The 20,468-nt window shown below is 63.1% G+C and carries 45 protein-coding genes; all 45 read right to left on the bottom strand.

Annotation, left to right across the window (positions count from 1 at the left end; translation table 11 throughout):
• Positions 1 to 68: 68 nt before the first annotated feature.
• The 45 genes from GL300_RS18270 to GL300_RS18050 all read right to left on the bottom strand — a co-directional run bounded on the left by GL300_RS18270 (position 69) and on the right by GL300_RS18050 (position 20,466).
• The gene (locus tag GL300_RS18270) at positions 69 to 710 is read right to left on the bottom strand and encodes a hypothetical protein (protein WP_155041104.1); all 642 of its coding nucleotides are present in this window, start codon (positions 708 to 710) and stop codon (positions 69 to 71) included.
• Entirely contained in the window at positions 711 to 956 is a 246-nt protein-coding gene (locus GL300_RS18265) for a hypothetical protein (protein WP_155041103.1), read from the bottom strand.
• A gap of 67 nt (positions 957 to 1,023) precedes the next feature.
• Positions 1,024 to 1,566, bottom strand: a complete 543-nt coding sequence (locus GL300_RS18260; protein ID WP_211595190.1) for a cell wall hydrolase — start codon at positions 1,564 to 1,566, stop codon at positions 1,024 to 1,026.
• 294 nt (positions 1,567 to 1,860) lie between these two features.
• Positions 1,861 to 2,058, bottom strand: coding sequence for a hypothetical protein (locus tag GL300_RS18255; RefSeq protein WP_155041101.1), 198 nt, complete (start codon positions 2,056 to 2,058; stop codon positions 1,861 to 1,863).
• Positions 2,055 to 2,459 (bottom strand): hypothetical protein, encoded by a 405-nt coding sequence (locus GL300_RS18250; RefSeq protein ID WP_155041100.1) that lies wholly within the window; start codon positions 2,457 to 2,459, stop codon positions 2,055 to 2,057. Before GL300_RS18250 ends, GL300_RS18255 begins: the two co-directional genes overlap by 4 nt.
• Positions 2,456 to 2,626: a hypothetical protein gene (locus GL300_RS18245; RefSeq protein WP_155041099.1), complete on the bottom strand. Its 171-nt coding sequence runs from the start codon at positions 2,624 to 2,626 to the stop codon at positions 2,456 to 2,458. The genes GL300_RS18250 and GL300_RS18245 overlap by 4 nt, the downstream gene beginning before the upstream one ends.
• A complete protein-coding gene (locus GL300_RS18240) occupies positions 2,623 to 2,871 on the bottom strand; it encodes a hypothetical protein (protein ID WP_155041098.1) in 249 nt (82 codons plus the stop codon). Before GL300_RS18240 ends, GL300_RS18245 begins: the two co-directional genes overlap by 4 nt.
• The gene (locus GL300_RS18235; RefSeq protein ID WP_155041097.1) at positions 2,868 to 3,200 is read right to left on the bottom strand and encodes a hypothetical protein; all 333 of its coding nucleotides are present in this window, start codon (positions 3,198 to 3,200) and stop codon (positions 2,868 to 2,870) included. The genes GL300_RS18240 and GL300_RS18235 overlap by 4 nt, the downstream gene beginning before the upstream one ends.
• Before the next feature lie 203 nt (positions 3,201 to 3,403).
• Entirely contained in the window at positions 3,404 to 3,607 is a 204-nt protein-coding gene (locus GL300_RS18230; RefSeq protein ID WP_155041096.1) for a hypothetical protein, read from the bottom strand.
• Positions 3,604 to 3,801: a hypothetical protein gene (locus tag GL300_RS18225; protein WP_155041095.1), complete on the bottom strand. Its 198-nt coding sequence runs from the start codon at positions 3,799 to 3,801 to the stop codon at positions 3,604 to 3,606. Before GL300_RS18225 ends, GL300_RS18230 begins: the two co-directional genes overlap by 4 nt.
• Before the next feature lie 189 nt (positions 3,802 to 3,990).
• The gene (locus GL300_RS18220; RefSeq protein ID WP_155041094.1) at positions 3,991 to 4,341 is read right to left on the bottom strand and encodes a hypothetical protein; all 351 of its coding nucleotides are present in this window, start codon (positions 4,339 to 4,341) and stop codon (positions 3,991 to 3,993) included.
• Positions 4,342 to 4,419: 78 nt separating this feature from the next.
• Positions 4,420 to 5,001: a hypothetical protein gene (locus GL300_RS18215; RefSeq protein WP_155041093.1), complete on the bottom strand. Its 582-nt coding sequence runs from the start codon at positions 4,999 to 5,001 to the stop codon at positions 4,420 to 4,422.
• Complete coding sequence (locus tag GL300_RS18210; protein ID WP_155041092.1) at positions 4,998 to 5,900, bottom strand: hypothetical protein; 903 nt, start codon at positions 5,898 to 5,900, stop codon at positions 4,998 to 5,000. The genes GL300_RS18215 and GL300_RS18210 overlap by 4 nt, the downstream gene beginning before the upstream one ends.
• Complete coding sequence (locus GL300_RS18205) at positions 5,897 to 6,241, bottom strand: hypothetical protein (protein WP_155041091.1); 345 nt, start codon at positions 6,239 to 6,241, stop codon at positions 5,897 to 5,899. Before GL300_RS18205 ends, GL300_RS18210 begins: the two co-directional genes overlap by 4 nt.
• A complete protein-coding gene (locus GL300_RS18200; RefSeq protein ID WP_155041090.1) occupies positions 6,241 to 6,651 on the bottom strand; it encodes a hypothetical protein in 411 nt (136 codons plus the stop codon). Before GL300_RS18200 ends, GL300_RS18205 begins: the two co-directional genes overlap by 1 nt.
• A gap of 148 nt (positions 6,652 to 6,799) precedes the next feature.
• Positions 6,800 to 7,267: an NUDIX domain-containing protein gene (locus tag GL300_RS18195; protein ID WP_170297716.1), complete on the bottom strand. Its 468-nt coding sequence runs from the start codon at positions 7,265 to 7,267 to the stop codon at positions 6,800 to 6,802.
• Between the two features lies 1 nt (position 7,268).
• Positions 7,269 to 7,691 carry a DUF3768 domain-containing protein gene (locus tag GL300_RS18190; protein WP_155041088.1) on the bottom strand — a complete coding sequence of 141 codons (423 nt, stop codon included), beginning with the start codon at positions 7,689 to 7,691 and terminating at the stop codon, positions 7,269 to 7,271.
• Entirely contained in the window at positions 7,688 to 8,077 is a 390-nt protein-coding gene (locus tag GL300_RS18185; RefSeq protein ID WP_155041087.1) for a hypothetical protein, read from the bottom strand. Before GL300_RS18185 ends, GL300_RS18190 begins: the two co-directional genes overlap by 4 nt.
• 114 nt (positions 8,078 to 8,191) lie before the next feature.
• Positions 8,192 to 8,587 (bottom strand): hypothetical protein, encoded by a 396-nt coding sequence (locus GL300_RS18180; protein ID WP_155041086.1) that lies wholly within the window; start codon positions 8,585 to 8,587, stop codon positions 8,192 to 8,194.
• Positions 8,587 to 9,030, bottom strand: coding sequence for a cell wall hydrolase (locus GL300_RS18175; RefSeq protein WP_170297715.1), 444 nt, complete (start codon positions 9,028 to 9,030; stop codon positions 8,587 to 8,589). Before GL300_RS18175 ends, GL300_RS18180 begins: the two co-directional genes overlap by 1 nt.
• A gap of 53 nt (positions 9,031 to 9,083) precedes the next feature.
• Positions 9,084 to 9,596: a hypothetical protein gene (locus GL300_RS18170; protein WP_155041084.1), complete on the bottom strand. Its 513-nt coding sequence runs from the start codon at positions 9,594 to 9,596 to the stop codon at positions 9,084 to 9,086.
• Positions 9,596 to 9,961: a hypothetical protein gene (locus tag GL300_RS18165; RefSeq protein WP_155041083.1), complete on the bottom strand. Its 366-nt coding sequence runs from the start codon at positions 9,959 to 9,961 to the stop codon at positions 9,596 to 9,598. Before GL300_RS18165 ends, GL300_RS18170 begins: the two co-directional genes overlap by 1 nt.
• Before the next feature lies 1 nt (position 9,962).
• Positions 9,963 to 10,409: a hypothetical protein gene (locus tag GL300_RS18160; RefSeq protein ID WP_155041082.1), complete on the bottom strand. Its 447-nt coding sequence runs from the start codon at positions 10,407 to 10,409 to the stop codon at positions 9,963 to 9,965.
• A gap of 20 nt (positions 10,410 to 10,429) precedes the next feature.
• Complete coding sequence (locus tag GL300_RS18155) at positions 10,430 to 10,714, bottom strand: hypothetical protein (RefSeq protein WP_155041081.1); 285 nt, start codon at positions 10,712 to 10,714, stop codon at positions 10,430 to 10,432.
• A 7-nt stretch (positions 10,715 to 10,721) separates the two neighbouring features.
• Entirely contained in the window at positions 10,722 to 11,030 is a 309-nt protein-coding gene (locus GL300_RS18150; protein ID WP_155041080.1) for a hypothetical protein, read from the bottom strand.
• A gap of 56 nt (positions 11,031 to 11,086) precedes the next feature.
• Positions 11,087 to 11,368, bottom strand: a complete 282-nt coding sequence (locus tag GL300_RS18145) for a hypothetical protein (RefSeq protein WP_155041079.1) — start codon at positions 11,366 to 11,368, stop codon at positions 11,087 to 11,089.
• 149 nt (positions 11,369 to 11,517) lie between these two features.
• The gene (locus GL300_RS18140) at positions 11,518 to 11,784 is read right to left on the bottom strand and encodes a hypothetical protein (RefSeq protein WP_155041078.1); all 267 of its coding nucleotides are present in this window, start codon (positions 11,782 to 11,784) and stop codon (positions 11,518 to 11,520) included.
• A 49-nt stretch (positions 11,785 to 11,833) separates the two neighbouring features.
• Positions 11,834 to 12,211 (bottom strand): hypothetical protein, encoded by a 378-nt coding sequence (locus tag GL300_RS18135; RefSeq protein ID WP_155041077.1) that lies wholly within the window; start codon positions 12,209 to 12,211, stop codon positions 11,834 to 11,836.
• Between the two features lie 54 nt (positions 12,212 to 12,265).
• Entirely contained in the window at positions 12,266 to 12,679 is a 414-nt protein-coding gene (locus tag GL300_RS18130; protein ID WP_155041076.1) for a glycine zipper family protein, read from the bottom strand.
• A gap of 83 nt (positions 12,680 to 12,762) precedes the next feature.
• Complete coding sequence (locus tag GL300_RS18125) at positions 12,763 to 13,578, bottom strand: hypothetical protein (RefSeq protein WP_155041075.1); 816 nt, start codon at positions 13,576 to 13,578, stop codon at positions 12,763 to 12,765.
• A gap of 100 nt (positions 13,579 to 13,678) precedes the next feature.
• Positions 13,679 to 14,239 (bottom strand): 3'-5' exonuclease, encoded by a 561-nt coding sequence (locus tag GL300_RS18120; protein ID WP_155041074.1) that lies wholly within the window; start codon positions 14,237 to 14,239, stop codon positions 13,679 to 13,681.
• Positions 14,239 to 14,655, bottom strand: coding sequence for a hypothetical protein (locus tag GL300_RS18115; RefSeq protein ID WP_155041073.1), 417 nt, complete (start codon positions 14,653 to 14,655; stop codon positions 14,239 to 14,241). Before GL300_RS18115 ends, GL300_RS18120 begins: the two co-directional genes overlap by 1 nt.
• Entirely contained in the window at positions 14,652 to 14,942 is a 291-nt protein-coding gene (locus GL300_RS18110) for a hypothetical protein (protein WP_155041072.1), read from the bottom strand. The genes GL300_RS18115 and GL300_RS18110 overlap by 4 nt, the downstream gene beginning before the upstream one ends.
• 94 nt (positions 14,943 to 15,036) lie before the next feature.
• Positions 15,037 to 15,612, bottom strand: coding sequence for a helix-turn-helix domain-containing protein (locus GL300_RS18105; RefSeq protein ID WP_155041071.1), 576 nt, complete (start codon positions 15,610 to 15,612; stop codon positions 15,037 to 15,039).
• Between the two features lie 70 nt (positions 15,613 to 15,682).
• A complete protein-coding gene (locus GL300_RS18100) occupies positions 15,683 to 15,865 on the bottom strand; it encodes a hypothetical protein (RefSeq protein WP_155041070.1) in 183 nt (60 codons plus the stop codon).
• On the bottom strand, positions 15,862 to 16,065 hold the full coding sequence (locus GL300_RS18095; protein WP_155041069.1) for a hypothetical protein: 204 nt from the start codon (positions 16,063 to 16,065) through the stop codon (positions 15,862 to 15,864). The genes GL300_RS18100 and GL300_RS18095 overlap by 4 nt, the downstream gene beginning before the upstream one ends.
• Positions 16,062 to 16,295 (bottom strand): hypothetical protein, encoded by a 234-nt coding sequence (locus GL300_RS18090; protein ID WP_155041068.1) that lies wholly within the window; start codon positions 16,293 to 16,295, stop codon positions 16,062 to 16,064. The genes GL300_RS18095 and GL300_RS18090 overlap by 4 nt, the downstream gene beginning before the upstream one ends.
• The gene (locus tag GL300_RS18085) at positions 16,292 to 16,633 is read right to left on the bottom strand and encodes a hypothetical protein (RefSeq protein ID WP_155041067.1); all 342 of its coding nucleotides are present in this window, start codon (positions 16,631 to 16,633) and stop codon (positions 16,292 to 16,294) included. Before GL300_RS18085 ends, GL300_RS18090 begins: the two co-directional genes overlap by 4 nt.
• The gene (locus tag GL300_RS18080; RefSeq protein WP_155041066.1) at positions 16,630 to 16,854 is read right to left on the bottom strand and encodes a hypothetical protein; all 225 of its coding nucleotides are present in this window, start codon (positions 16,852 to 16,854) and stop codon (positions 16,630 to 16,632) included. The genes GL300_RS18085 and GL300_RS18080 overlap by 4 nt, the downstream gene beginning before the upstream one ends.
• Positions 16,851 to 17,489, bottom strand: coding sequence for an HD domain-containing protein (locus GL300_RS18075; RefSeq protein WP_155041065.1), 639 nt, complete (start codon positions 17,487 to 17,489; stop codon positions 16,851 to 16,853). The genes GL300_RS18080 and GL300_RS18075 overlap by 4 nt, the downstream gene beginning before the upstream one ends.
• Positions 17,490 to 17,559: 70 nt before the next feature.
• Positions 17,560 to 18,144 (bottom strand): hypothetical protein, encoded by a 585-nt coding sequence (locus GL300_RS18070; RefSeq protein ID WP_155041064.1) that lies wholly within the window; start codon positions 18,142 to 18,144, stop codon positions 17,560 to 17,562.
• A gap of 76 nt (positions 18,145 to 18,220) precedes the next feature.
• Positions 18,221 to 18,841 carry an AAA family ATPase gene (locus tag GL300_RS18065; RefSeq protein WP_155041063.1) on the bottom strand — a complete coding sequence of 207 codons (621 nt, stop codon included), beginning with the start codon at positions 18,839 to 18,841 and terminating at the stop codon, positions 18,221 to 18,223.
• Complete coding sequence (gene dut, locus GL300_RS18060) at positions 18,841 to 19,287, bottom strand: dUTP diphosphatase (RefSeq protein ID WP_155041062.1); 447 nt, start codon at positions 19,285 to 19,287, stop codon at positions 18,841 to 18,843. The genes GL300_RS18065 and dut overlap by 1 nt, the downstream gene beginning before the upstream one ends.
• Positions 19,284 to 19,472 (bottom strand): hypothetical protein, encoded by a 189-nt coding sequence (locus GL300_RS18055; RefSeq protein WP_155041061.1) that lies wholly within the window; start codon positions 19,470 to 19,472, stop codon positions 19,284 to 19,286. Before GL300_RS18055 ends, dut begins: the two co-directional genes overlap by 4 nt.
• Entirely contained in the window at positions 19,465 to 20,466 is a 1,002-nt protein-coding gene (locus GL300_RS18050) for a hypothetical protein (protein WP_211595188.1), read from the bottom strand. Before GL300_RS18050 ends, GL300_RS18055 begins: the two co-directional genes overlap by 8 nt.
• Between the last annotated feature and the right edge of the window lie 2 nt (positions 20,467 to 20,468).

Below are 20,468 nucleotides of genomic sequence, written 5' to 3'. Positions count from 1 at the left end.
GCCATTTCGACCCTCTCCGCTGCTTTGCATCTGTTGCGGGTAATCTCTGCACCGTCGCGGAGCTACCATCAACTCCACCACCGCATGAAGGTGGGACGCAGCGACAGGAAGGCCGCCGTGGTCTCGGCATCCGTCCTGGTCAGCTCCAGGTGGCGGATCATGTGCCAGAGGTGCATCGGCGGGGCAGGGGCCGCGTCACGGTGCTCCGGGCGGTCCATGTAGCAGGGCACCCAGTAGGTTTCGATGCCGAGCGGCTTCTCAGGGTTGGCGCGCATCAGGCTGCCGGAGAATGGGTAGAGCGTGCCCGGTTTCTCGCGCCACTCGGATACCAGATCGAACTCGCCCGGCTTCTGGTATGCCTCATGGATGAAGGCATCCAGGTGGTTCCCGTAGCGCGACCAGCTTTTCTTGTATCCGAGCGGGTAGAGCAGGAGCTTGTCTGCGAAGGCGAACTCCCGATCGTATTCCGTCACCTGATAGAACGCGCTCGGAGGCGGCTCTTCCGGCTGATGGTGAGGCGTGCCCATCGCGAAACCGATGGACATCTTGTCTTGAAGGTCGTCGCGCTCCTCGGCGCTTGCTAGAGCGCCCGCGACGAAGGCGCTGAACAGATCCGCACACTCCATGTTCGCGAAGTCGGAGATGAACTCGGTGTTCAACCCGGTCAGGTCGAGGCCGTATCCGACGGCCACCTTCATCCGTATGCCCATTCACCCGACCTCCTTAGCAAGGATCGGCCGGCCCTCGGTATCGACGCGCATCATAAGCCCGCCTTTCGGCCCGCTCAGATACTGGATTCCGGTCAGATGGTCGGTGTGGACGCGCATACCGGAGCGCGTTCCTGTGGCGGGATCGCTATCGTCGCGGCCGACGCCCGAGGCGTTATAGATCGAGGCGATCATGGAAAAGATCACCCATGCGACCATGATGGCCCCGACAAGTTGCAGCATGTTCATATTCTCTCCGTGATTAGGTTGGTGCCTAGATAGGTTATAGCCTAGGTAGGCAAATAGGTCGCGCGGATCAGCGCATGAAGCGATGGTTCCCAAGCACGGCGACCTCAGCATAGGAGTCGGCCCACCACGCATCGACCTTGTGCGGGTTGTAGTAATGGAGCGCGCCGTGAGTCCGGTCGATGTAGCGGCCAGCGAGGATCTTCCGCGCGAGATCGAGGCTGGGGCGCAGCTCCGCGCCGCTCGGCTGCCGTGGATCTTCATGCGTCCATGAGAACTGCTTCCGCGCGAACACCGTGTCGCAGACGCTGCTTGCGCCCTTGTATGCGACGGCGGCCCGGTTGAGCGTCACCTGTCCGACGGCGACCTGGCCCTTCAAGGGCTCGCCGCGGGCCTCGTGGTAGATGTTCAGGGCGAGGCAGAGACTGTCGGGACGCGGCGCCGGGCGCGCGGTGCTAATGGGCGCGTGGATGACCTGAGTGACGACGACCGGGGCCGGGACTTCGACGTAAACGACCACCTCCTTGGGTGGCGTAAAGGTCTGGGCCGCGATCCAGATCATCAACCCGATGGACGACAGGCTCATCATTTTCATCATGGGCTCGAAGTTCATTTCTTCACCTCTCATAGGGGCGCTTGCTTGCCTTGCGCCGTTGCCTATCTAGGTTTTAGCCTAGATAGGCATATGAGTCGGGCGGGTTCAGCCGAGGCGGTCGATCATCAGACGGCTCCTTGAGCGAGGTATTGGATTTCGAGGGTGTCGTGGTAGCAAACCGCCTCCAGCCGCTCGTCAGCCTGAGCGGCTGTCTCCTCGCCCCTCGCGTCTTCGATCCGAATGCGGCGCGCCCTGCAACGCAGAGCGTTCCGGTAGGCGCGGATGACATCATCTTCGGAGATCATTGCTCACCTATCCAGAGTTCTTCTTGATGTGCTGGAGCGCCTCGGCGTCCGTGTAGTAGTGGATGCGAGGGTCGCCGTCCTTGATACCGACCCAGGGGCATCCGCTTTCGACCTCCCGCTTTCTGTTTTCAGCCAGTATCTGTTCTAATTCCTCCTGGGTGGGCTCGTTTGAGGGCGTCACGGTGAAGAAATCCGTATTGCTCATGCCAGCCGCTCCGCCTTGAGGTTGGTCATGCTCTCCCAGCCATCCGGCGCGGGCTCGCGCTGACCGTCGGGGTGAACCAGCTCCGCCGTGCCGTCGGAGGCGACCTCAATATAGGGCTCATCAGGTTCTTCCTCGTCGAGCCCCAGATCCGACAGCTCGACAAAACCCTTGGCGCTGTGGATCGAGAAGCCCTCGCCCTGGTGCGCGCATTGCAGATGCGCCCAGAACTTCATGCCATCGTCGTCGATCCATTTCGCCATGACCGCCGGAGGCACATGGTCCTGATCCCACTGCGCGCCATCCTCGTATTTTGCGCCGAGATCCGGCTCGATCAGCAGCACCCAGCGGCCGTCTTTGGCCTTCTCGAGATCCGTCTCGATCAGTAGGTGGGTCAGGGTCATTCTCGGACTCCTTCGACCCATCCTGGCCCATAGCAGGTCTTGCATCCGAGCCAGTTGAAGTCGTCGTTTTCGTTTTCAGGGGTGACTGGGCCGGGGCCGGGTTTCGCGTCCAGCAGATGGACCGGGAACTGCTTGCCGCAGCCGTGGCAGGGGTAGGTCTTGGTCATGCGCCGATCCTCACCAGCTCCGCGCCGCGAACTTCCTCGCCCGCCTCGATGCGTTCGCGAACCGAGGACATGAAGGCTCCGATCGTCGTGCCTGGGGCCGTCACGGTCTCCACCAGATCGGTGGAGACGCGCATGTAGCGGAGCGTCGAATAGTCGCCGGGAAGCAGCGTCGCGCAGGTCAGGAAGTCGGCGTCGGCTTCGAGCGAGCCGATCAGGATCTCGTATTTCGGGCTCTGGGTCATCATTCGATCTCCACGTTGAAAATGATGCAGTCGCGGCTCTGGGCGCCATCCTCGCGCGGCGAGACCGACAGGACGCGGAAACCGAGCTTCGAGAGATGGGCGTCGATCGCGCGCTCCGTGCTCTTGGTTATGCAGCGGGTGAGGTCGACCCGGCGGCTGTCGAGCTTGAGGAGCACCTCCGGCTTCTTCGGCTCGCTACCCCAGATCTCCAGCTCGGCGGCGACGTAAATAAGGTCGCGGAAGGGCGGGCGCGTCACCGCCAGCTCCGGGAGGTTGTAGATGGTCCAGCCGTCGTCGTTCGAGCTGTCCAGGACGGGTAGATCAAGGGTCATGTTTTGCTGCCTCCAATGGCATATATCCGCAATATAGACGCGCTACGAGGAGCACATCGGTGTTTTGAAAAGGCCCGTTTTTGGGCCATTTTCGGTCGATTTCGGGGCTCGCCAGAACTCTCGCAGAGAAAAACCCCAGCGATTGTTGGGTCTCTCACATGACATAATGAGGGTTATCGGAACGAGCCTCGCGCGCGCGAGGGCTACCTCTGGTATTCCTGCAGCCGCTCCAGCAGCCCGGCGAACACCGCATCCTTGTCCTCGGCGAAGAGGAACCCGGTCGGGACGTGGGTGTAGTTTACCTCCAGATACTGACCGAAGCGCAGATCGTTCGAGTTCCGGTTGCTCGGCCCCCAGGCGACGTATTCCCGGCGCAGCGCGGTGGTGGTGAGCGGAGTGCGGGTCATTCTTCATCACCCTTGTAGGCACAAACGGCTTGGGCTCGGCTGCCGTGCCTCTCTCGTAAATGACGCCATTCCTGTTTCGACACCTTGGCGGCTTCTTGACAAGCCTCGACCGTGTTGAACTCCGCAGTGATCGGCACCCCGGCGTATCCGGTGTCGATGGTCATTATGAGAATCCAAGTCAGAAAGCTGCTCATGGCGTGGTGCCTTTTTCGGTTGCGGTATCTGTTTATACCGCGCCGAGGTCAGGCAGTCGCACGGATAGGCTCAGAAAGGCGCTGGGAAAGGCCGCAGGGACTCGTCGTGGGGTATCGCGCTAGGCTGACACCTGAAATGCGAAGGAGCGCCTCTACGGCGCTCCTGTGAGGTCTCAGCAATGTCTCCGGTCAGAACGAGATCGTGCCTTTGGCTCCGCTCTCCAGGCGGTAGGCGAGCTGGGTCTTTCCGGGCGTGAAGGACTGGAGCTGGTAGTTCGAGTTCGTGTAGATCCCGACACCCTTGTCGCCATTGTTGCAGGTGATGGGAATCTCGCGGCTCGGCTGCTTGGACTTCAGATAAGCCCCGAGGTCGATGTCTCCGGTGCAGGTGACGCCCTTGGCGGAGGTCATGGTGATCGTGTTGACCCCGCCCTGTTTGAAGACGGTCATCCGTGCCGTCATTGGCGCGCCATCCTCGCCGGTCCCGGCGCCGGTGATGCCGCTGCCCGCGCAGGCCCCGACCAGCGCGGTCAGAGCCATGATCCCAATCATTCGCTTCATAATGCCCCTCAGAGTTGATCGCCCTCTCGTTCCAGATTTGGAGAGGGCGATCAAGCGTCAGAAGGACGCCGCGGCCCAGGCGTAGGCTTCGCGCAACAGCTCATCCACGTCGTCGCCCACGATCGCCCAAACGCCCGACCGGCTGGCGTCCTCCATATTGTCCTCGAGCGGGTCATAGGGCTGGGTGATCTGGTGGCTGCCTTCGAACTTCACGTTCACATAGGGGTCGCGCTCCGCCAGGATCAGGCCGTGATAGCTGAGCCACGTCTTGGCGGGCAGCTCCTCGCCCCACTGCTTTGCACCCAGCTCGGTCTGATTGTGCTGCACATGGAGCTTCCAATGGTGCAGCAGCGCCTTGGTGATGGGGCGCACGAGATCGGCTTCGAGGGAGCGGTGGGCGATCACCGCGCCGTCCTCGCGCCGGTCCTCGACCGAGACGCCGAAATGCTCCGCGCCCTCGTCGTCGATCCAGACGGGCGAGCCATTGCGTAAGATCGTTTCGTCGCCGTCGCGCAGCGTGAACTCGCCGGTCCAGCGGATGGTGCCGCGCTCGGTCAGGCCGGAGGCCGTGGCGACGCCCTCATAGGCGCTCAGGGTGCCGACGATGCGGGTGTCAGTGCCTTTGATGAAAAGGGTCATGCCGCGTCTCCTTTGCGGGTCAGGTCGAAGAATGTGCTGGTCGCGGATTCGGCGTGCAAGACCCGAACCCGGTTGGGAGAGGCCTGGAAGATCGGATTATCCGCGACCAGAAGGCCGAAAGCTGCCGGGGTCAGAATCAGCGTGAGTTCGCAGCCAGGAGGATACATCTTCGGGCTGATGCCTAGCTCATGCTCCAAGGTCTCCTGATGCGACGTGAGGCTGACGAAGCTACTAGCCAGCGTAAGCCGGATCTTCGGCTCGGCTTTAGTCGGCTGCGCCGCGGGATTCGCGGCCACAATGGGGTGTAGCAGGTCGATGTTCAGCTTACCCTCGGTGCCGTCTTTCCAGCGAACGTGCGCATAATGAGGATCGTGGGCACGCCCCAGCATCTCAATCTCGACGATCGGGTTGGGGCCGGTATGCGGGCCGGCATAAGTATGCGTCGGTTTCCATTCGGGCTTCTCGGGTTCGATGGGCGTCAGACACTTGGGGCAGACCAGAATACCCATGCGCGAACGCCCTAGCAGATACTGGACGCGCCACCTGTCAGGGTGCTCTTTCTGGAGAAGCATAACGGGTTTGCCGTCGAGTTCCCGCGCCCAAGGAGAGGAAAGATGATCGACGTTGTGGAAGATGTGCGTCTGCTTCCACTCGGGTTTCTCGTCACCGATCCGGCGCAGATCGTCGCGCAGGTATTGGAACTCGCGGCCATCCTCGAGGCGCATCATAACGCAGTCGCCCTTCTTGTCGGGGTCGCCGTCGAACACCTCGACCGGATCACCGCTGAGAGTGAGATGGGTCGGCTTGAACGCCGCTCCAGCCTCCCCACTGATCGCGGCGCCCATGTCGCCCGTGGCGGCTGCCGCCACGAGGTCCGGTTTCGATCGTTTCCTGCTCATTCAGGCTCTCCCACGCACATCGCCTGCTCCAGCCATTCGCCACCCTCCGAGCAGCCGCTGTCGGACAGCACGTCCTCTTCGTTGCCGTGGATGAAAAGCACGGTGGCGCGGACGACGGGATGTTGCGTCGCGGGAACTTTCACGGTGATCGTGGTCATTCCGGTATGGCCGATCTCCTCCTCGATCTTCTTGCGGTCGAAGGGGCCGGAATAGACCATCTCCGCCTCATCGTGAACATTCACGGTCAGGCCCGGATGCTTTGTCAGCAGGTCCGAGATGTTGGTCAGGACGCGGCGGATGATCCGCCGCTCCGTGGCCGAGATGTGCTCCATCACCTGCATCAGACAGCACCTCCTTCGATGGCACGGCGAACGGTGGAGGCGCCGAACTTGAACGCGGCGCCATCCTTGACGCGCACTGCCTCGATCGGGAACTTCGGTCGGCTGATCTTGAGACCCGTGACGCGATATTGGACACCCTGCGACCAGAAGGTCTGGCCGAACCATTCCGGCTTCAGCCCGTAGGTGATGCAATAGGCGCGGAACTCGCTCTCGGCCCCACTCAGGCCGGTGCCATTATCCTGCACATCGACCGTCAGCTTGATGTGCCCGCCGCCCTGGCCGACCATGCCGCCCGCGGTGTCGAACTTGACGCCCAGCTCGGACTCGAGGGTCTTGAGCGCGGCGAGAACCTTGGCGGAGACGATGCCGTGCTCGACGCGGCCGAAGGATCTGATCTGCGTGGTGTTCATGTGGTGCCTCTCTTGCAGTCTGTTCGCTTTCGATAGGTCAGTTATAGCCTGCGGCAGCGAGCCGGTCGCGTGGATAGTCACCACTTAGTAGAGGAAACGAAAAAGGCCAGCCGTGGGGCTGGCCTTGGAGGTCGAGGGGTAGGGCCGGTCAGCGCGGGTGGATCGCGTGGATCGTCAGATAATCCATCACCGCGCGCAGATGGCGCGGAAAGGCCCATTCTTCGGGACGCAGGTTCGCGTAGCTGATCCAGACGATTTCGGATGCCTCGCCGTCGACGGGCCGCGCATCCTCGCCCCGCACCAGACCGCGATACCGGGCAATGACGAGATTGTTGCCGTATTCGTCCGTCACGAGGTTGGTCAGGCAAATCTCGTCCGCGAGCAGCTCGACGCCCGTCTCCTCCTTCACCTCGCGGGCGCCGGCCTCCTGCCAGCTCTCGCCGCGCATGTGATAGCCGCCGGGCAGCCCGAGCAGGCCCCTGCCCGGCTCATTGGCGCGGCGCACGGCCAGCACCCGGCCCTTCGCGTCCTCGACGATCACACAGACCACGGTGGGGGTGTTGTCGAAGAGCGGGCGGCCCTCGGCGGTATAGGCGATGGGTTGGTCATTGGGCATGTCAGTAATCCCGGCTGTAGAAGATGGTGAGGACGCGGTGGGTGACGGCGGGATCGGTCGGATCGGGCGAGTGCATCTCCTGCTCAAGATCGTAATAGTCGATCTTCCACATGATCCGATCATCGGCGCCCTCCATCACGAAGGAGCCGAAATCGCGCTCGCCGTTCGGATCATTGCCCTCGACGAACGGGCCGAACGTGGCGATGCGGCCCATCAGGTCGATCTGGCGCTGCATCCGCTCATTCGGGTCCAGGCTCAGCATCTCGCCGCTCAGGTCGCCCATGATGCGCGCGTCACAATGCGGAGGCTTCTCGGCCTTGCCGATCAGGGACAGCCGGAAGGTATCGTTCAGCTCCGCGATCCGTGCAGCCGTCTCGCGCTGCTCGGGCGACAGGTTTTCGATCAGGTCGGGACGGTCGGTCATGCCAGAGCCTCCTCGTCGACCGCCGGCGCGGGCGCCCCGGTATCGAGCTTCCAGCCGTGCTTGGCGCAGAGATCCTCGGCATATTTGAGGTCATTGCGGCGTTCGCGGTCCTTCTGGTGCTTGCCCATCACCTTGCGATGCTCCTCGAGGTGCTCCTTCGAGATCTTCTTGAGCGCGACCAGGCCCTCGAGGATATTGCCCCAGGCGCTGCCCGCCTCGGCGGCGACGTTCACAATGTAGCAATTCGCGGTCAGCCGCTTCTCGATGGAGCCGGCGCCGTGGATCTGACCCTTATGGTCTTCCATCAGCCAGCCCATCTCGTCCTTCAGCTTGACGACCTGCTTGATCTGGATGGCGCGGTTCGCGCGGTCGCCGCGGAAGAACATGCGGCTGATCTCCTGAACAGGTGAAGCAATTCCTGCCATGTGGTGCCTTTCTCTGTTGTGTGCCTTCATTCTACCGCGCGACCGCGAACCAGTCGCGCGGATAGTCATCGCTTACTAGAAGATCCCGAACAGCGGATTGGAGGCCAGGACGCGCCGCGTTTCTTCATCCTCGATCCGCTTGCGTTGAACACGCCGGTGCTCCTCGAAGCGCGCGGGCGTCGTCTCCCTGGCATGAACGAGGCTGCGCTTGTAGAACGGACGCAGGACGCCCGTGGTCTCCAGGCATCGCCGCGCTTCCTTCAGGAGATCATTGGCAAGCGCTCTGGTCATGGGCGCGGTCAGGTGCCAGCGCTCCTCGCCAGGGCGGATCACAAGCAGGCGGAAATCCGGCATCAGGTTGCGAGGTTCGACGCCCTGGCGATGGACGATGGCGATATGGTTGCCACCGCAGGAGATGGCGCCGACCGCCTTCCAATGTGCATCCATGCGAGCATGAAGAAGGACGCTCATCACCGACGCCCCTTGAGGAACTTGTGGCCGCCCACCACCGCCGCCACGCGCATCTTTCTGGCCCAGCCGGGCCGGGTGCCGCCCTTGGGCGCATAGAAGTGGGTGGCGCCATGCGTCGGGTCGGTCTCGCCCGCCATTGCGCCGAGCGCCGCCTTGGCCGCCCGCTTGAAGGCCTCCGGCTCGTCGACCCTGCCGGGCTTGCGGCGCACCTGGGGCGCGAACTGCGCGGGCTGCTTTGTCACCGCGCACACATCATCGGGATAGCGGTCATCCTCGGCGCGGTTCAGGACGACATGAGCGACGGCCTTCTGGCCTTTGAGGGACTCTCCGCGCGCCTCATGGTAGACGACGCGGGTGAGGCAGAGCGCGTCTGCCGGGGTATACTGCGCTGGATCGACTCCACTGGTCAGAAACAGGGACAGCACGATTTCGAGGGGTCTCATAATCAGCATCTTCCGTATTTTCCTATCGTAAGTGCTTACTAGATAGCGCGGGCCTAAAACATGCCAAATGTGGGCAATGAGCGGAGTTCCGCCTCGGTCTTGAGGTTCTCGATCTCCTGTTTGAGCGCGGCGATCTCTTTGCGGAGCTTCTCATTGCCCTCCTCGAGATCCATGACCTTTGCGCGCTCCTCCCCGACCGCGGTTTTCAAGGACTCGATGCCCTTCTCCAGGTGCTCTCTCTCCTGCTCGAGCCACTCGTAATTCTCGCGGCTCGGCCCTGCACCCAGATATTCACGCTGCGCCTCGAACTCGCCGAAGATGGCCTTGGAGAACATGCCGGAGAGCGCATCCCAATGGCGGTGCCGGTCGTCATCGAGGATCTTATGAAAATCGCGCTCGATGGCGACGAGCATCTCGTATGGCGGCGGAACATTCTTGGTCCGATGCCTGAGATTATTTTGGGTGATGAAGTCAGTGAGGTATTTGGCCATGCCGGGATCTTGGTCGCCCGCCATATCCAAGATCCACTTCATCTGATCCAAAGTAGGGCCGCTGGGGATCGCCATCAGAACATCCCGAATAGAGGGTTGGATTCCATCTCTGCGAGGTTCTGGGCGCGCTGTGCCCGGCGCACGGCCGAGCGGATATGCGAAAGCATCCAAAAGCGCACCTCGCCGAACTCCATGTCGAAGATGCGCTGCAATTCCACGAGATCCCCGTTAGCGTCGAGCAGGCGCAGGATTTCGTCGCCGCCCTCCGCAAAGTCCTGGCGCGCCATCCAATTCGACCGGAGCTTGTCTTTCGCCTGCTTGGCCTCATCGCCGGAGATCACCTGGGCGTCGAGGAGAATCAGGTCGAGCGCGTATCGGGTCAGCAGCCGCTCCGCCTCGGTGTTGCAGCGCGCAAGGTAGCGTTTCTCATTCACCTCCATCTCAAAACATCCCGAAGACCGGATTGGCCTTCATCTCCTGAATGTCGCGCTCCTCCTGCGCCTTCTTGTCGGCTGCGATCCGAGCCAGAAGCTCTTCACCCTCGCGCTCGGCGCGGCGGGCCTCCGAGCGCATCACCCCGCGCCACCATTCGCTGCCGACCGCAACCCGCTCGATCACCTGCCAATGCTCGATGAAGGAGAGATCACCCCGCATCTGGGCGCGGATCAGCTCGACCTGCGCGCGATCCGTGACGCCCAGGAGCTGACCAGCATATTTGTGGAAGAGGTCGATGCCCTCGTTGTGGAAGGCCGCGAACCTCTCGCGATCCTCGGCCTGCTGGACGATCGACATATGCGGGTCGGCCTTCCAGCCCCAGCGCCGGTAGGCGTCGAGACTGTCGCCTTCAAGGATCTTGCCCTGCGCCGCAGCGGTCAGGAGGTCTGCCATGTAATGTCCTTTCTCTGCTCTCAGCCCTGTTGAGCCTGGTGGAATGCCTGTCCATTGAGGGTGGCGATCGCCACCTTCTCCTTGACGAACTGCTGGAATAGCTCGTCGAGGCCCGTGGTCGCGCCCAGTGCCGCCTTCATGGCCGCCATGACGGCCTTCTGATGGGCGGGCGGGTAGCTGGCGAGGCTCTGGACCGGCATGTCGCCCACGGCATATTTGCCGGGATACATGCGGACATATTGCCGCGCGCATTCGCGGAAGAAGATGGTGGTCGCGAACTCCAGCCGCAGGTCGTTGATGTCCATCTCGACCTCAGTGCAGGCTAGCGGGAGCGACGGGCGCGGCCTCACCGGCCATGACCATTTCTTCCATCATCACATGGACGCGCTCGACCAGGGCCGGTTTCTGGATCAGCGCGATGAAGATCGAGGCGACCTCTCCGGCCTTGCCCCGGCGCTCGTCGCCCGACATGGCATGACCGAGGGCGAGCTGGCCGATGCGCTTCGTCATGCCGCCCGCCGCCTCAACGGTCTCGGACTGCTCATTGGTGGTCAGGACGATGCGGCCATCCTTGCAAATGATGATGGCAATGTCGCCGGCTTGGGTCTGGTAGGTGCTCATTCGGGAACTTTCTCTGTCTGGGTGCCGGCCGCCGGGTGACGGCCGGGCATTGCTGGTCATGCGCCTTGGCGCTTGAGGGACTGGATTTGGCGGTTCGCTGCGTCTTGGCAGAAGTGGGGCTGGCGCCGCCAATAGGCCATTTTGCGACGGCAGATCTCCAACTCCTGCTTCGCCTGCACCTTCTCGGGAATGGTGCCGTTGTCGGCGAAGAAGGTCAGGGTCAGGAGGTTCTGGTAATGCGTCATGTAGGACTTCACCGCGTCACACTTGAGCGGATCGAAGGTGAAGTCGGGTTGGCTCGTGTTCACCGATATGCGCGACGTTTGGTAGCAGAACATGGGTGGTGCCTTTCTTGCTCTGGCCGTTTTGCCTATCTAGGTTATAGCCTGCCTAGGCATCTAGTGTCGCGCGGAATGAAAAGGCCCGGCGCGGGTAAGGCGCCGGGCAAGTGGGGCGGTCCAAGGGACAGGACGCCGCCCGGTCTCGTTTAGGCGGCCTTCAGGATCTGCACGACCCTGCTCTCCGCCTCACCCTCGAACTCGTAATAGAGCCGGCCCTTGCGGATCTCGAAATCGCCGCGGACCTCGACGAGGGTCCGGTTGGTGCCGCGCACGGAGTCCGTCGCCAGGAGCGCGTGATAGCTCGATCCGATCTTTGCGTGAACCCGCCCGTCATAGGCGTAGAGCTTGACCTCCTGGAGCGCGCCGCGATTGCTGAGAAGGGCAACGGTGTTGCGGATCTCGGTGAAAAACATGGTGGTGCCCTTTCTGGCGTGATGAAGCGGCGCGGGACGCGCCGACGGGTTATTTGTTCAGGGTGTTTTCGATCAGGTCGTCGATCCGCCAGTCGGCCAACATGCCGCCATGCCCGCGACCATTCTCCGCGATCTCGACCAGCTCAGCGCTCACCTCATCCTGCTCCTGCCAGAGCCGCAGGGCGGCGATCAGCATGTCGCGCTCCTGCACCGTCACGTCGAGCGTGATCTCCGGCTCCTCGATGTCGGAGCTGGGGCAGAGCAGCGGATAGGTCGCGTCGGCCTTGGCGGCATTGACGGTGTAGCGAGGATATTCCTCGCTGGCCCGCGCCGTGAGGTAGCGCTCCTGCGCCAGCTCCTCGGTGGCAAACTCTTCCTCGAGGACCGGCTCGTCGTCCATATTGAGGTGGGTGACGTAAAAGGTCATGCGACCCTCCTGGTATGGGGTGGCGCCTGCCGGGCGACCGGCAGGCGGGTCGAGTTAGCCTTTGCCGAGGTCCGACAGGACGGTGTGGCCGCGCTCCGTGAGGCAGCGGTCGATGATCCGACGCGGGCCGCCATGCGCCAGCTCCGTGTCAGTGCTGGCAACGCCCGAGGTGGCCCCGGCCGCCGCGCCGTAGGCCGTCGCGGAACTGTTTCCGCCGATTGCCTGACCCGCGATCGCGCCGACGATCAGGCCCGCGACAAGACGCCCAGCCATTTCGTCACTCTGGCGCTTCTTGTAATCCGCCTCCGCCTGGGTCGCGATCGCCCGGCACTGCGCCAGATCGGATTCGAGGCGCGCGGCGTTCGGACCAGTGGTATCAGTGACAGGCCGGTATTCTTCCAGCGTCGGAGCGGCACAGGCGGAGAGCGCAAGAGCCGCCGTCAGGATCGAGAGAGTCATTTTCTTCATGGCGGTTCCTTTTCGTCGCCTGTGGAGAGCCCTGGGCGCACCGCGCGCCCAAGGAGAAGCCCGTCAGGGCATTGCCGCGCGGCTCAGGCCGCGAGGATCTGGTTCAGCTTCTGGGCGACCACCGAGTCCTGACGCAGCGCCAGCGTCTGGCCCGTGCGCAGGCCGATACCCATCAGCGGGAAGAGCGCCATCATCTGACCGGCCTGGCTCCGCGCCGTGCCGTCACCCGCGCCCTCGGCTTTCATCGCCGCGACGAGATCCGTCGAGGTGATCGTGCCCTTGACGTTCAGGAGCTGCATCGTGGTCACGATGTAGCAGGACGGCTTCGCGCCCGCGGCGAGCGAGGTCAGCAGGTTCTCCCACTTCTCAGCCACCTTGATCTGCGCGGGCTTCTCGGCCAGCACCGTCGCCTTGGACTGCGCCGGGTCGGCGCCGGGATAGAGCACGAAGGTCTCATCCGGCAGCACGCTCACGTCGCGCTCCTTGCGCGGCGCACGGGTGCCGGTCGCGGCGGCGCGGGGCTTCTTGGTGGTGCCCTTGGTGGCAACCGGCAGGGCGGCGCCGTCCAGCGCGGTATCGCTCTCCGACACCTGCGACTGATAGGCCTCGGCCCGCACTTCCGCGCTGGCAATGGCGGCCAGCACATCGGAGTCGAGGTTGTCGAGGCTGGCGGTGGGCATCTCGAAGGTCTCGGCGACCTGGATCGGCTCCGGCGCCTCTTCCGGCTCGGCCGGCAGGGCGATCGCCGACAGTTCCGCGAGGAGGGCGTTCGCGTCGAAGGTCGTCTCCGCGACGGGCGCCGCCTTCACTTCTGCCTCGCCCTGCGCCTTGTCGGCGGCGGAGAGCATGGCAAGGGCTTCGATAACCTTCTGATCGTTCATTGCTTCAACAGTCTGCATGTGGGTCAGCCTTTCGGTTGGTGCCTTTGTTTCGTCTGATACCTTTTTACCTAGATAGGCATCTAGTGTCGCGCGGATGATGCGCGACACGAGGCGGGATCTATGCGGCCATCTGGAGCGCGGGACCGGCGGGCAGGGTGTAGTTACCCCATTCAAGCCCGCGGAAGAGGCACTCGGTCATAACCTCCACGTCATAGGCGGCGGCGTGGGCCTTGGCGTCGTCGTATTCGACCTCCATTGCGAAGCACAGCTCCTTCAGCGATGGCTTCTTGCCGGTCGGCGCGGCCCAGATGGACTTCTCCATCGTGCAAAAGACGGGCAGGTCGAGGACCGGCTGGCTGATGCGGTCGAACTCCATGTTCAGGAACTTGAAGTCGAACTCCGCATTATGCGCGACAAAGAGCTGGGCCTTGTCGAGGACCTGGCGCAGGACCGGGCCGATCACCTCGAAGGGCTGCTCGTTCAGCAGGTCGGCTCCAGAAATGCCATGAACCCGCTGGGCCTCAGCGGGCATCGAGCGCAGCGGGTTGATCCGGCGGTAGAAGGTGTAGAGCTTCTTCCTCGCTTGAAGGTCGACGAGATCCAGATAGACCTCCACGAGCCGGTGTTCCGGCTCGCAGAAGCCCGTCGTCTCGGTATCGAGGGCGACGGCAAGTTGCATCAGGCAACCTCCTCCTCGGCCGCATCGGCACAGGAGCCGCACAGGCCGTCATAGCCCTCGCCATCATCGAGCGACCCGTTGCACTCGTCGCAGACATCCGCCTCGGACGACGTGACCCACTTCCAGACCATGACATAGGCGCCAGGGTCATCGCCCAGGCTCACCTCGGCATCGAGGTCCAGCTCCATCTCGCCATCCTGGGTCTCGACCCCATTGCGGTAGGCGTCGATCAGGCGGCGCTGTTCGGGGTCTTTCTCCTCGGCGATCATCTCGGCGAACATGCCGACCAGCTCCTGAGCTTCGCTCATGCGCCCGTGCTCATCGTGGAAGTAGCACAGGCTCTCCACGATCTTCTCCATCTCGCGCACGGTCAGCGAGGGCCGCCGGCGGCGGTTCAGGATTTCTTCTTCGGTCATGCGCCGATCCATTCAATGCTCAATTTCGGGGCGAGAGCGAGCCATTCGCTCTCCAGCTTCTCAGCCTCCTCACGGGTCATATCCTCGACCTCGAGGTAGGGGGTGCCATCGCTGTCATCCCAATCTTCCGGGCGAAGCATGGCATCGTAGAAGTCCGGCTCCTCGTCCTTCTCGGCGAGGGTGCTGTCGCCATTGGGGCGCTTCACCATCGCGTAGATCTCCGCATAGACGGTGCCCACGGCGATCTCGGTGTCGAACTTCTGGAAGACTTCGGCGGTCTCGCTCATCTGATCCTCGCTCTCCTTGGCTTCAATGTGCTGCGCGCTTCTCGTCAGCGCTTACTAGATTTATACCGCGCGCCACCGCCGCAGTCGTATGGGATCAGAGGTGCGACCAAGACTTTCCGTTCAGCACGTTCAGGATCGTCGAGCGGCCCACCATGTATTCGCAGGCCAGCTCCGTCGGCGTCTTGCGGGACGCGCGGATGGCCAGCACCTGGTCCGCGGTGAGCTTGGCGTTGGAGTTGGCCGAGCCGCGTCCCGATTTCAGGCCGGTGCGGTGGGCGTGGCGTTCATTGTCGGCTCCGCTCGACCATTCGAGCTGGAACTCGCCCCACTTGTCGCGCAGCTCCTGCGTCGGCTGGCGCAGATAGTTGTGCTCCTTGTCGCCGTCCACATGGTTGACCTGGGGTAGGTTCAGCGGGTTCGGCAGAAAGCGGATCGCCACCACCCGGTTGACCAGATAGGACTTGGTGATGCCGCGCCACTTGGCATTGAAGTAGACCCGACCCGACTTTTTGTGGACCTGAACCTTGATCTGCCGGTATTCCGTCGAGAGCAGGTTGCCCGCGTCATCCGCCTTGATGCAGCGGAAGATCGAGCCGTCCTCGTGGACGATGAGGTAGCGCCGGCGGATCATGTCCTTGATCCAGAGGTCTCGATTGAAAGCGACGGTCATTGGTCTCCCCGAATGCGGACGGGCGGCCTAAGCCGCCATCTAGTCAGTGCTTACTGTATCCACAACCGCGCTAGGCGGCAAGATCCTCGGGCGCGACGAACTCGGTATCCGGCTCGGCCTGAATGATGCAGAAGGCTTCGGTGTCGTCGGCCTGGAGCGCGACCTCCTTTGCCGCCCAACAATCCTGCTGCGTCGGCTGAGGCTCGGCCCAGCCGGTCGCGCCCGCATAGATCACGATGAGGAGGAATTTCATTCGAGAAATACTCCATCAATGGCAGCCTGCGGCCGACCCGGCGTGCGAAGATCATGCGGCCAGATTTCGATACCATCGCTGTCGGTCACGGAGATCGAGGACAGCGGCGTGTCGTCGAAGAGGCTCCCGCCGGTAATGGCAATGTCGCCAAATTTGGATTGGATGTCCTGAAGGGTCTTTATCGCTTCGGAAATTCTCATGCCGCAGCTCCTTTGCGCAGGATGTTAATGGTGTCGCGGTGGAAGTCGGCGATCAGGTCGCTGACCTCCTTGTCAATCAGGCCGGAGGTGGTGTCGTAGAGCACCGAGAGGATCGAGAGCCACATGATCTGGGTGATCGTGCCAGCTTCGGCGCGGCTGGCCCACTTTTGAAGCTCCTGCACCGTCTTGCGGGTCAGCTCCTCATGGTGGTTCGGCCAGTCGTCGGTCATTCCACCATGACCCTCCTGATCGCGGCGCGCGTGTCCTTCAGGCGCTGCTCGACCGCATCCGCGCGCATCGTCCGCATCCTGATCTTGCCGGGATCGTCGGTCTCCTTGATGTATCCCCGGCAGACATGCAGAAGGTCGATCTGGTCATGCTCAGCAAGCCGCAGGGCGCGCAGCGCCTCGGACCTCACCGCCATATCCATCTCGAGCCCATCCTGGCCGAAATCCAGGCCAAGCGCCGACATGATCCGACCGCAGCGCGTCTCCCAATCGGGCGCGGTCTCGGATGCCGCCGTTCTCACGGCATCCAGAATTTCTTCGACGCTGCGCTCGCTTCTCATTTGCGCACCACCCTGTTCAGCATCTTCGCAGCCTGCGCGATCAGGCGTGGGTTGGTCGCCTTGGGCTCGTAGCGCAAGCGCTCCTTGCACTGCCTGCGATGCTCGCGCAGAAGCAGGAAGAAAAAGACAGGAACACTCCAGACCGCGATGAAGATGGTAAGCACCAAGCCCGTGCCGAAAACGTAAAAGCCGACCTCTGAGGCAATCCTCTCGATAGTCATGCCGCCCACCGATCATGGTTCGGCTGACCCTTCGCCAGACCATGCGCAGGCGCATAGGAGGCATAGGTGCCAAGGAACATGCGCTTGGCAAAGGAAGGCTCCCACATGGCGATGCGGATCTTCGCCGGCTCCTGGGCGCCGGAGATGTTGTAGCCCCAGGTCTCGCTCGCGTCATGCGGGACGACCTGCTGCCATTCGGCCCAGCAGACCGCATCATCGGCCACCTTGACCAAGGGATCGAGCGTCTCGGGCAGGCCAAAGCGTTCCGCCACCGCCAGCCAGATGCGATCCTCCAGCTCCTTGAAAGGCTCGTAGAAGGCCGGGCTGTGCTTCAGCGGGCGGATCAGGTCAGGCACATAGGCTTCGGTCGCGTCATGGAGCAGCGCCTGCATGAAAAGGTCCGGCCGCTTCAACTCCTTGCCGACATGATTGGCGACGTTGACCGAATGCTCCGCCACCGAGAGCATCAGGGCGTGCGGGTTGTGCGGGTGATGGGTCGCGCCATTCCAGCGCGCCTGGGTCGACAGATGGTGGGCGATCGCCTCGATCTCCACCTGGTCGGGCGTCATGGCGAAGGGACGAACCATCTTGCCCGTGACGGTGTGCATGGCGATCTTTGCGAGGTCTTGTTCCATTCTCGGCTCCTCAGACAGAAAAGGCATGGCGATCAGCCGCCATGCCCGGTGTTTCGCGTGTCAGGTCGGATCAGCTCGCGCGGCGCACCACGACGAAGCCGATGGGTGTCGGGCCGCACAAGCCGCAGGTGCAGTCATCGACCGGCTGGACCGCAGGCTCGGGCTGCTCGACCGGCTCGGCCGCGGGCACAGCATCGAGCACCTCCTTCAGCACGTCCGACGAAATGTCTCCGAGCCCCAGCACCGCGCGGCCGAGGAGCATATGCGAGCGATCCTCGTCATCCTCTTCATTCAGCCAGTCGAGGTAGTGGGCATTGGTGGTGCCGATCAGGGCGCAAACGTGATCGTTCAGGCCCTCCATGATGCTCGTGGCGGTTTCCACATCGCCGCTCAGGAAGAACTGCCGGGCTTCAACCGTCCGGTCGGCATAATTGCGCAAGGCCTCCGCGGCGCGGCAAGCCTGGCCCGCCATGTCTTCCGCGAAACCGGCGACACGCTCCATGCGGTCCAGGCCGATGTCGAACATTTCCAAATGGAACTTCTGATCTTCGTCTGCCGGATGCGGCTCTGCGACCTGAACGTCCACGTTGATGTTGGCGGCTTTCAGCGCGGCCAGAACATCAGGGGTCAGCGCGATCGTTGCAACTTGGGTCATGTGGTGCCTCTCTTTGGCGTTCATCTATCTTGTGCTTACTTTATAGCGCGACCATGCGAGACGGTCGCGCGGGATGTCAGTGCAGATGCAGGGAAGATTTGCGGTCGGCCTCGTGGGCATCGAGGCGGTTGATGATCACGTCGGAGACGAAATCGACGCGCGCCGCGTGATCCGTGGTCCGCAAAACGTCATAGTCGATATGGCCGTCCATTTCCGACACCACGCCCATCAGGATCAGGTGGCAGTGGAGCTGGTAGGCGGGATCGGCCGGCGGGCGTGTCGCGGCGGTCTCGTAGGGCAGGCCCGGCGGCGTGATGAACACATGATCGAAATAGCGATCCGTCAGATCGGTGCAGCGCTTCACATAGCCCGCCGCCCAAGCGAGACGCGCGGCATCCAGGCCCTGTCCGGCGTGCATGGCAATCTCCGCCATCAGATACATGCACAGATCCATCGGCGTGCGGTCGAGGATCGCCGGGCCTTTGATGGACTGCACCATCGCGGTGAACTGGTGGAGCAGGGCCTCCTGTAGGTCAAAGCGCTCGGTGAGAGTGAGCTGGCCCACCGGGTCGAACCCGGCGCTGCGGCCCATTGCGGTGATCGAGGTCTCGACAAGGGCAAGGTCCATAGCCTCGGCGACGGAGCGCGCGAGGGTGGACTTGCCCGTGCCGGAAGCGCCGGCAAGCCCGTAGAGCATCACGCAGCCTCCGACGAGACGCCGGTCGAGCCGAAGCCGCCCTCGCCGCGCTCCGATGCACCGACCTCGGAGGTGAAGGCAAACTGGGCCTGCAGAACCGGGGCCACGACGATCTGCGCGATGCGGTCGCCCACATTCACTTCAAAGGGAGTGTCGCCGTGATTGATGATCAGGACGCCCAGCACGCCCTTATAGTCGCTGTCGATGGTGCCGGGACCGTTCAGAATGGTGACGCCCTTCTTGAAGGCCAGACCGCTGCGCGGGCGCACCTGCAACTCGTAGCCTGCCGGGATGTCACAGGCGAGGCCGGTGGAGATGAGCTTGCGCTCGCCGGGGTAGATCGTGGCAAGATTGACCGAGCAGACATCCGCGCCGGCGGCACCGGGAGTCTCGTAGCGGGGCAGGCGGGCACCCATCTCGGCTTTCTTGAAACGGACAATCGTCATTGGTTTGCTCCCAGAAGGTGATTGGCAAGGGCGATCGAGAAGCCCTCGATCAGGTCGCGGGCCGCTTCGGCGGCCAGCTCCTCGGTCTCGAACGGACCCTTCTTGTGGTCGGAGCCGTCCAGCTCGACCCAGAAGAGCCCCTTGTCGTCTTCCTCGATGGAGACGGTGGCGATGCTGTCAGCCATGCACGAACTCTCCCGGAAGCAGCTTGCGGGCCTGGATGAAGCCCTTGAGGTTGCCGTGCAGGCCCGCATTCTCGTAGGCCATACCCTCGGTGCGCTCCTCATAGCCGCCATCGCCCGAGACGACGGTGACGGATTGCGCCATGCGATCAGGCGTCGCCTGATGCTCCGTCGGCGAGGCGTGAAGCCGCTCGCTCTGGATCAGCAGGTTGTAGCGCTCGATCTCCCGCTCATAGCTCGCCTGCCCGTCGAAGGGCGTGTAGCTGATGCGGGCGCAGCGGGCGGCCGAGACGCGGCGCAGGAAGTCGGCGCCCTGGTCGAAGTTCGGGTAGAAATCGACCGCGTAGATCCAGTCCTCCTTGGTGATGAAGGGCAGGTGCCAGTCGCCCGGCTCCAGATCGCTGACACGGGCGCGGGCAAGTGCGACTTCGGTGATCCGAGCCAGATCCTGCAGGTGCGGCTCCGCATCGCCGTGATCGCGCAGGTGGAAGAAGTTGTTCCAATCCGTCGCCGTGATGAGGCCGTCGATCCAGGAATAGGGCTCGATCAGGCGGTTCACGACCTGCTTGTGGTAATCCGAGTCGAGGAAGCTCTCGGCCAGGTCCGCGGCCATGTCACGGCCATGCAGCCATGCGCTGGCGGGATCGACGGGCAGGTCGGCGTCGATGAACTGTCCGGCCGAGCCCTTCAGCAAGATCGGCTTGTCGTGACCCGGCACACCCTGCATTCCGCGCTTGGCGCCGGTCCAGTGCCACGGCACGAAGGGGTCATTGCGGACCTCGTTCAGCATGGCCTTGACCGGGACGGCGCGCGAGGAGCGTGCATTGCGCGAGAAGACCCGGTGCGTCAGGATTTCACCCCAGACGATGCGCGGCGCGCGCAGATGGACCGTGTAGAGGGTGGCGCCATCGGTCAGGGAGCGCGAGGCGGCGACAACCTTGGCGAACATCGAGGGGTTGGCGGAGCAATGCTCCGCCGAGAGATACTTGAACCCCATTT

The organism is Paracoccus litorisediminis (assembly GCF_009711205.1).
GTDB lineage: Bacteria > Pseudomonadota > Alphaproteobacteria > Rhodobacterales > Rhodobacteraceae > Paracoccus > Paracoccus litorisediminis.
The sequence above is the reverse complement of the archived record's forward strand: the minus strand, read 5'-3'. Positions and strand labels throughout refer to the sequence as shown.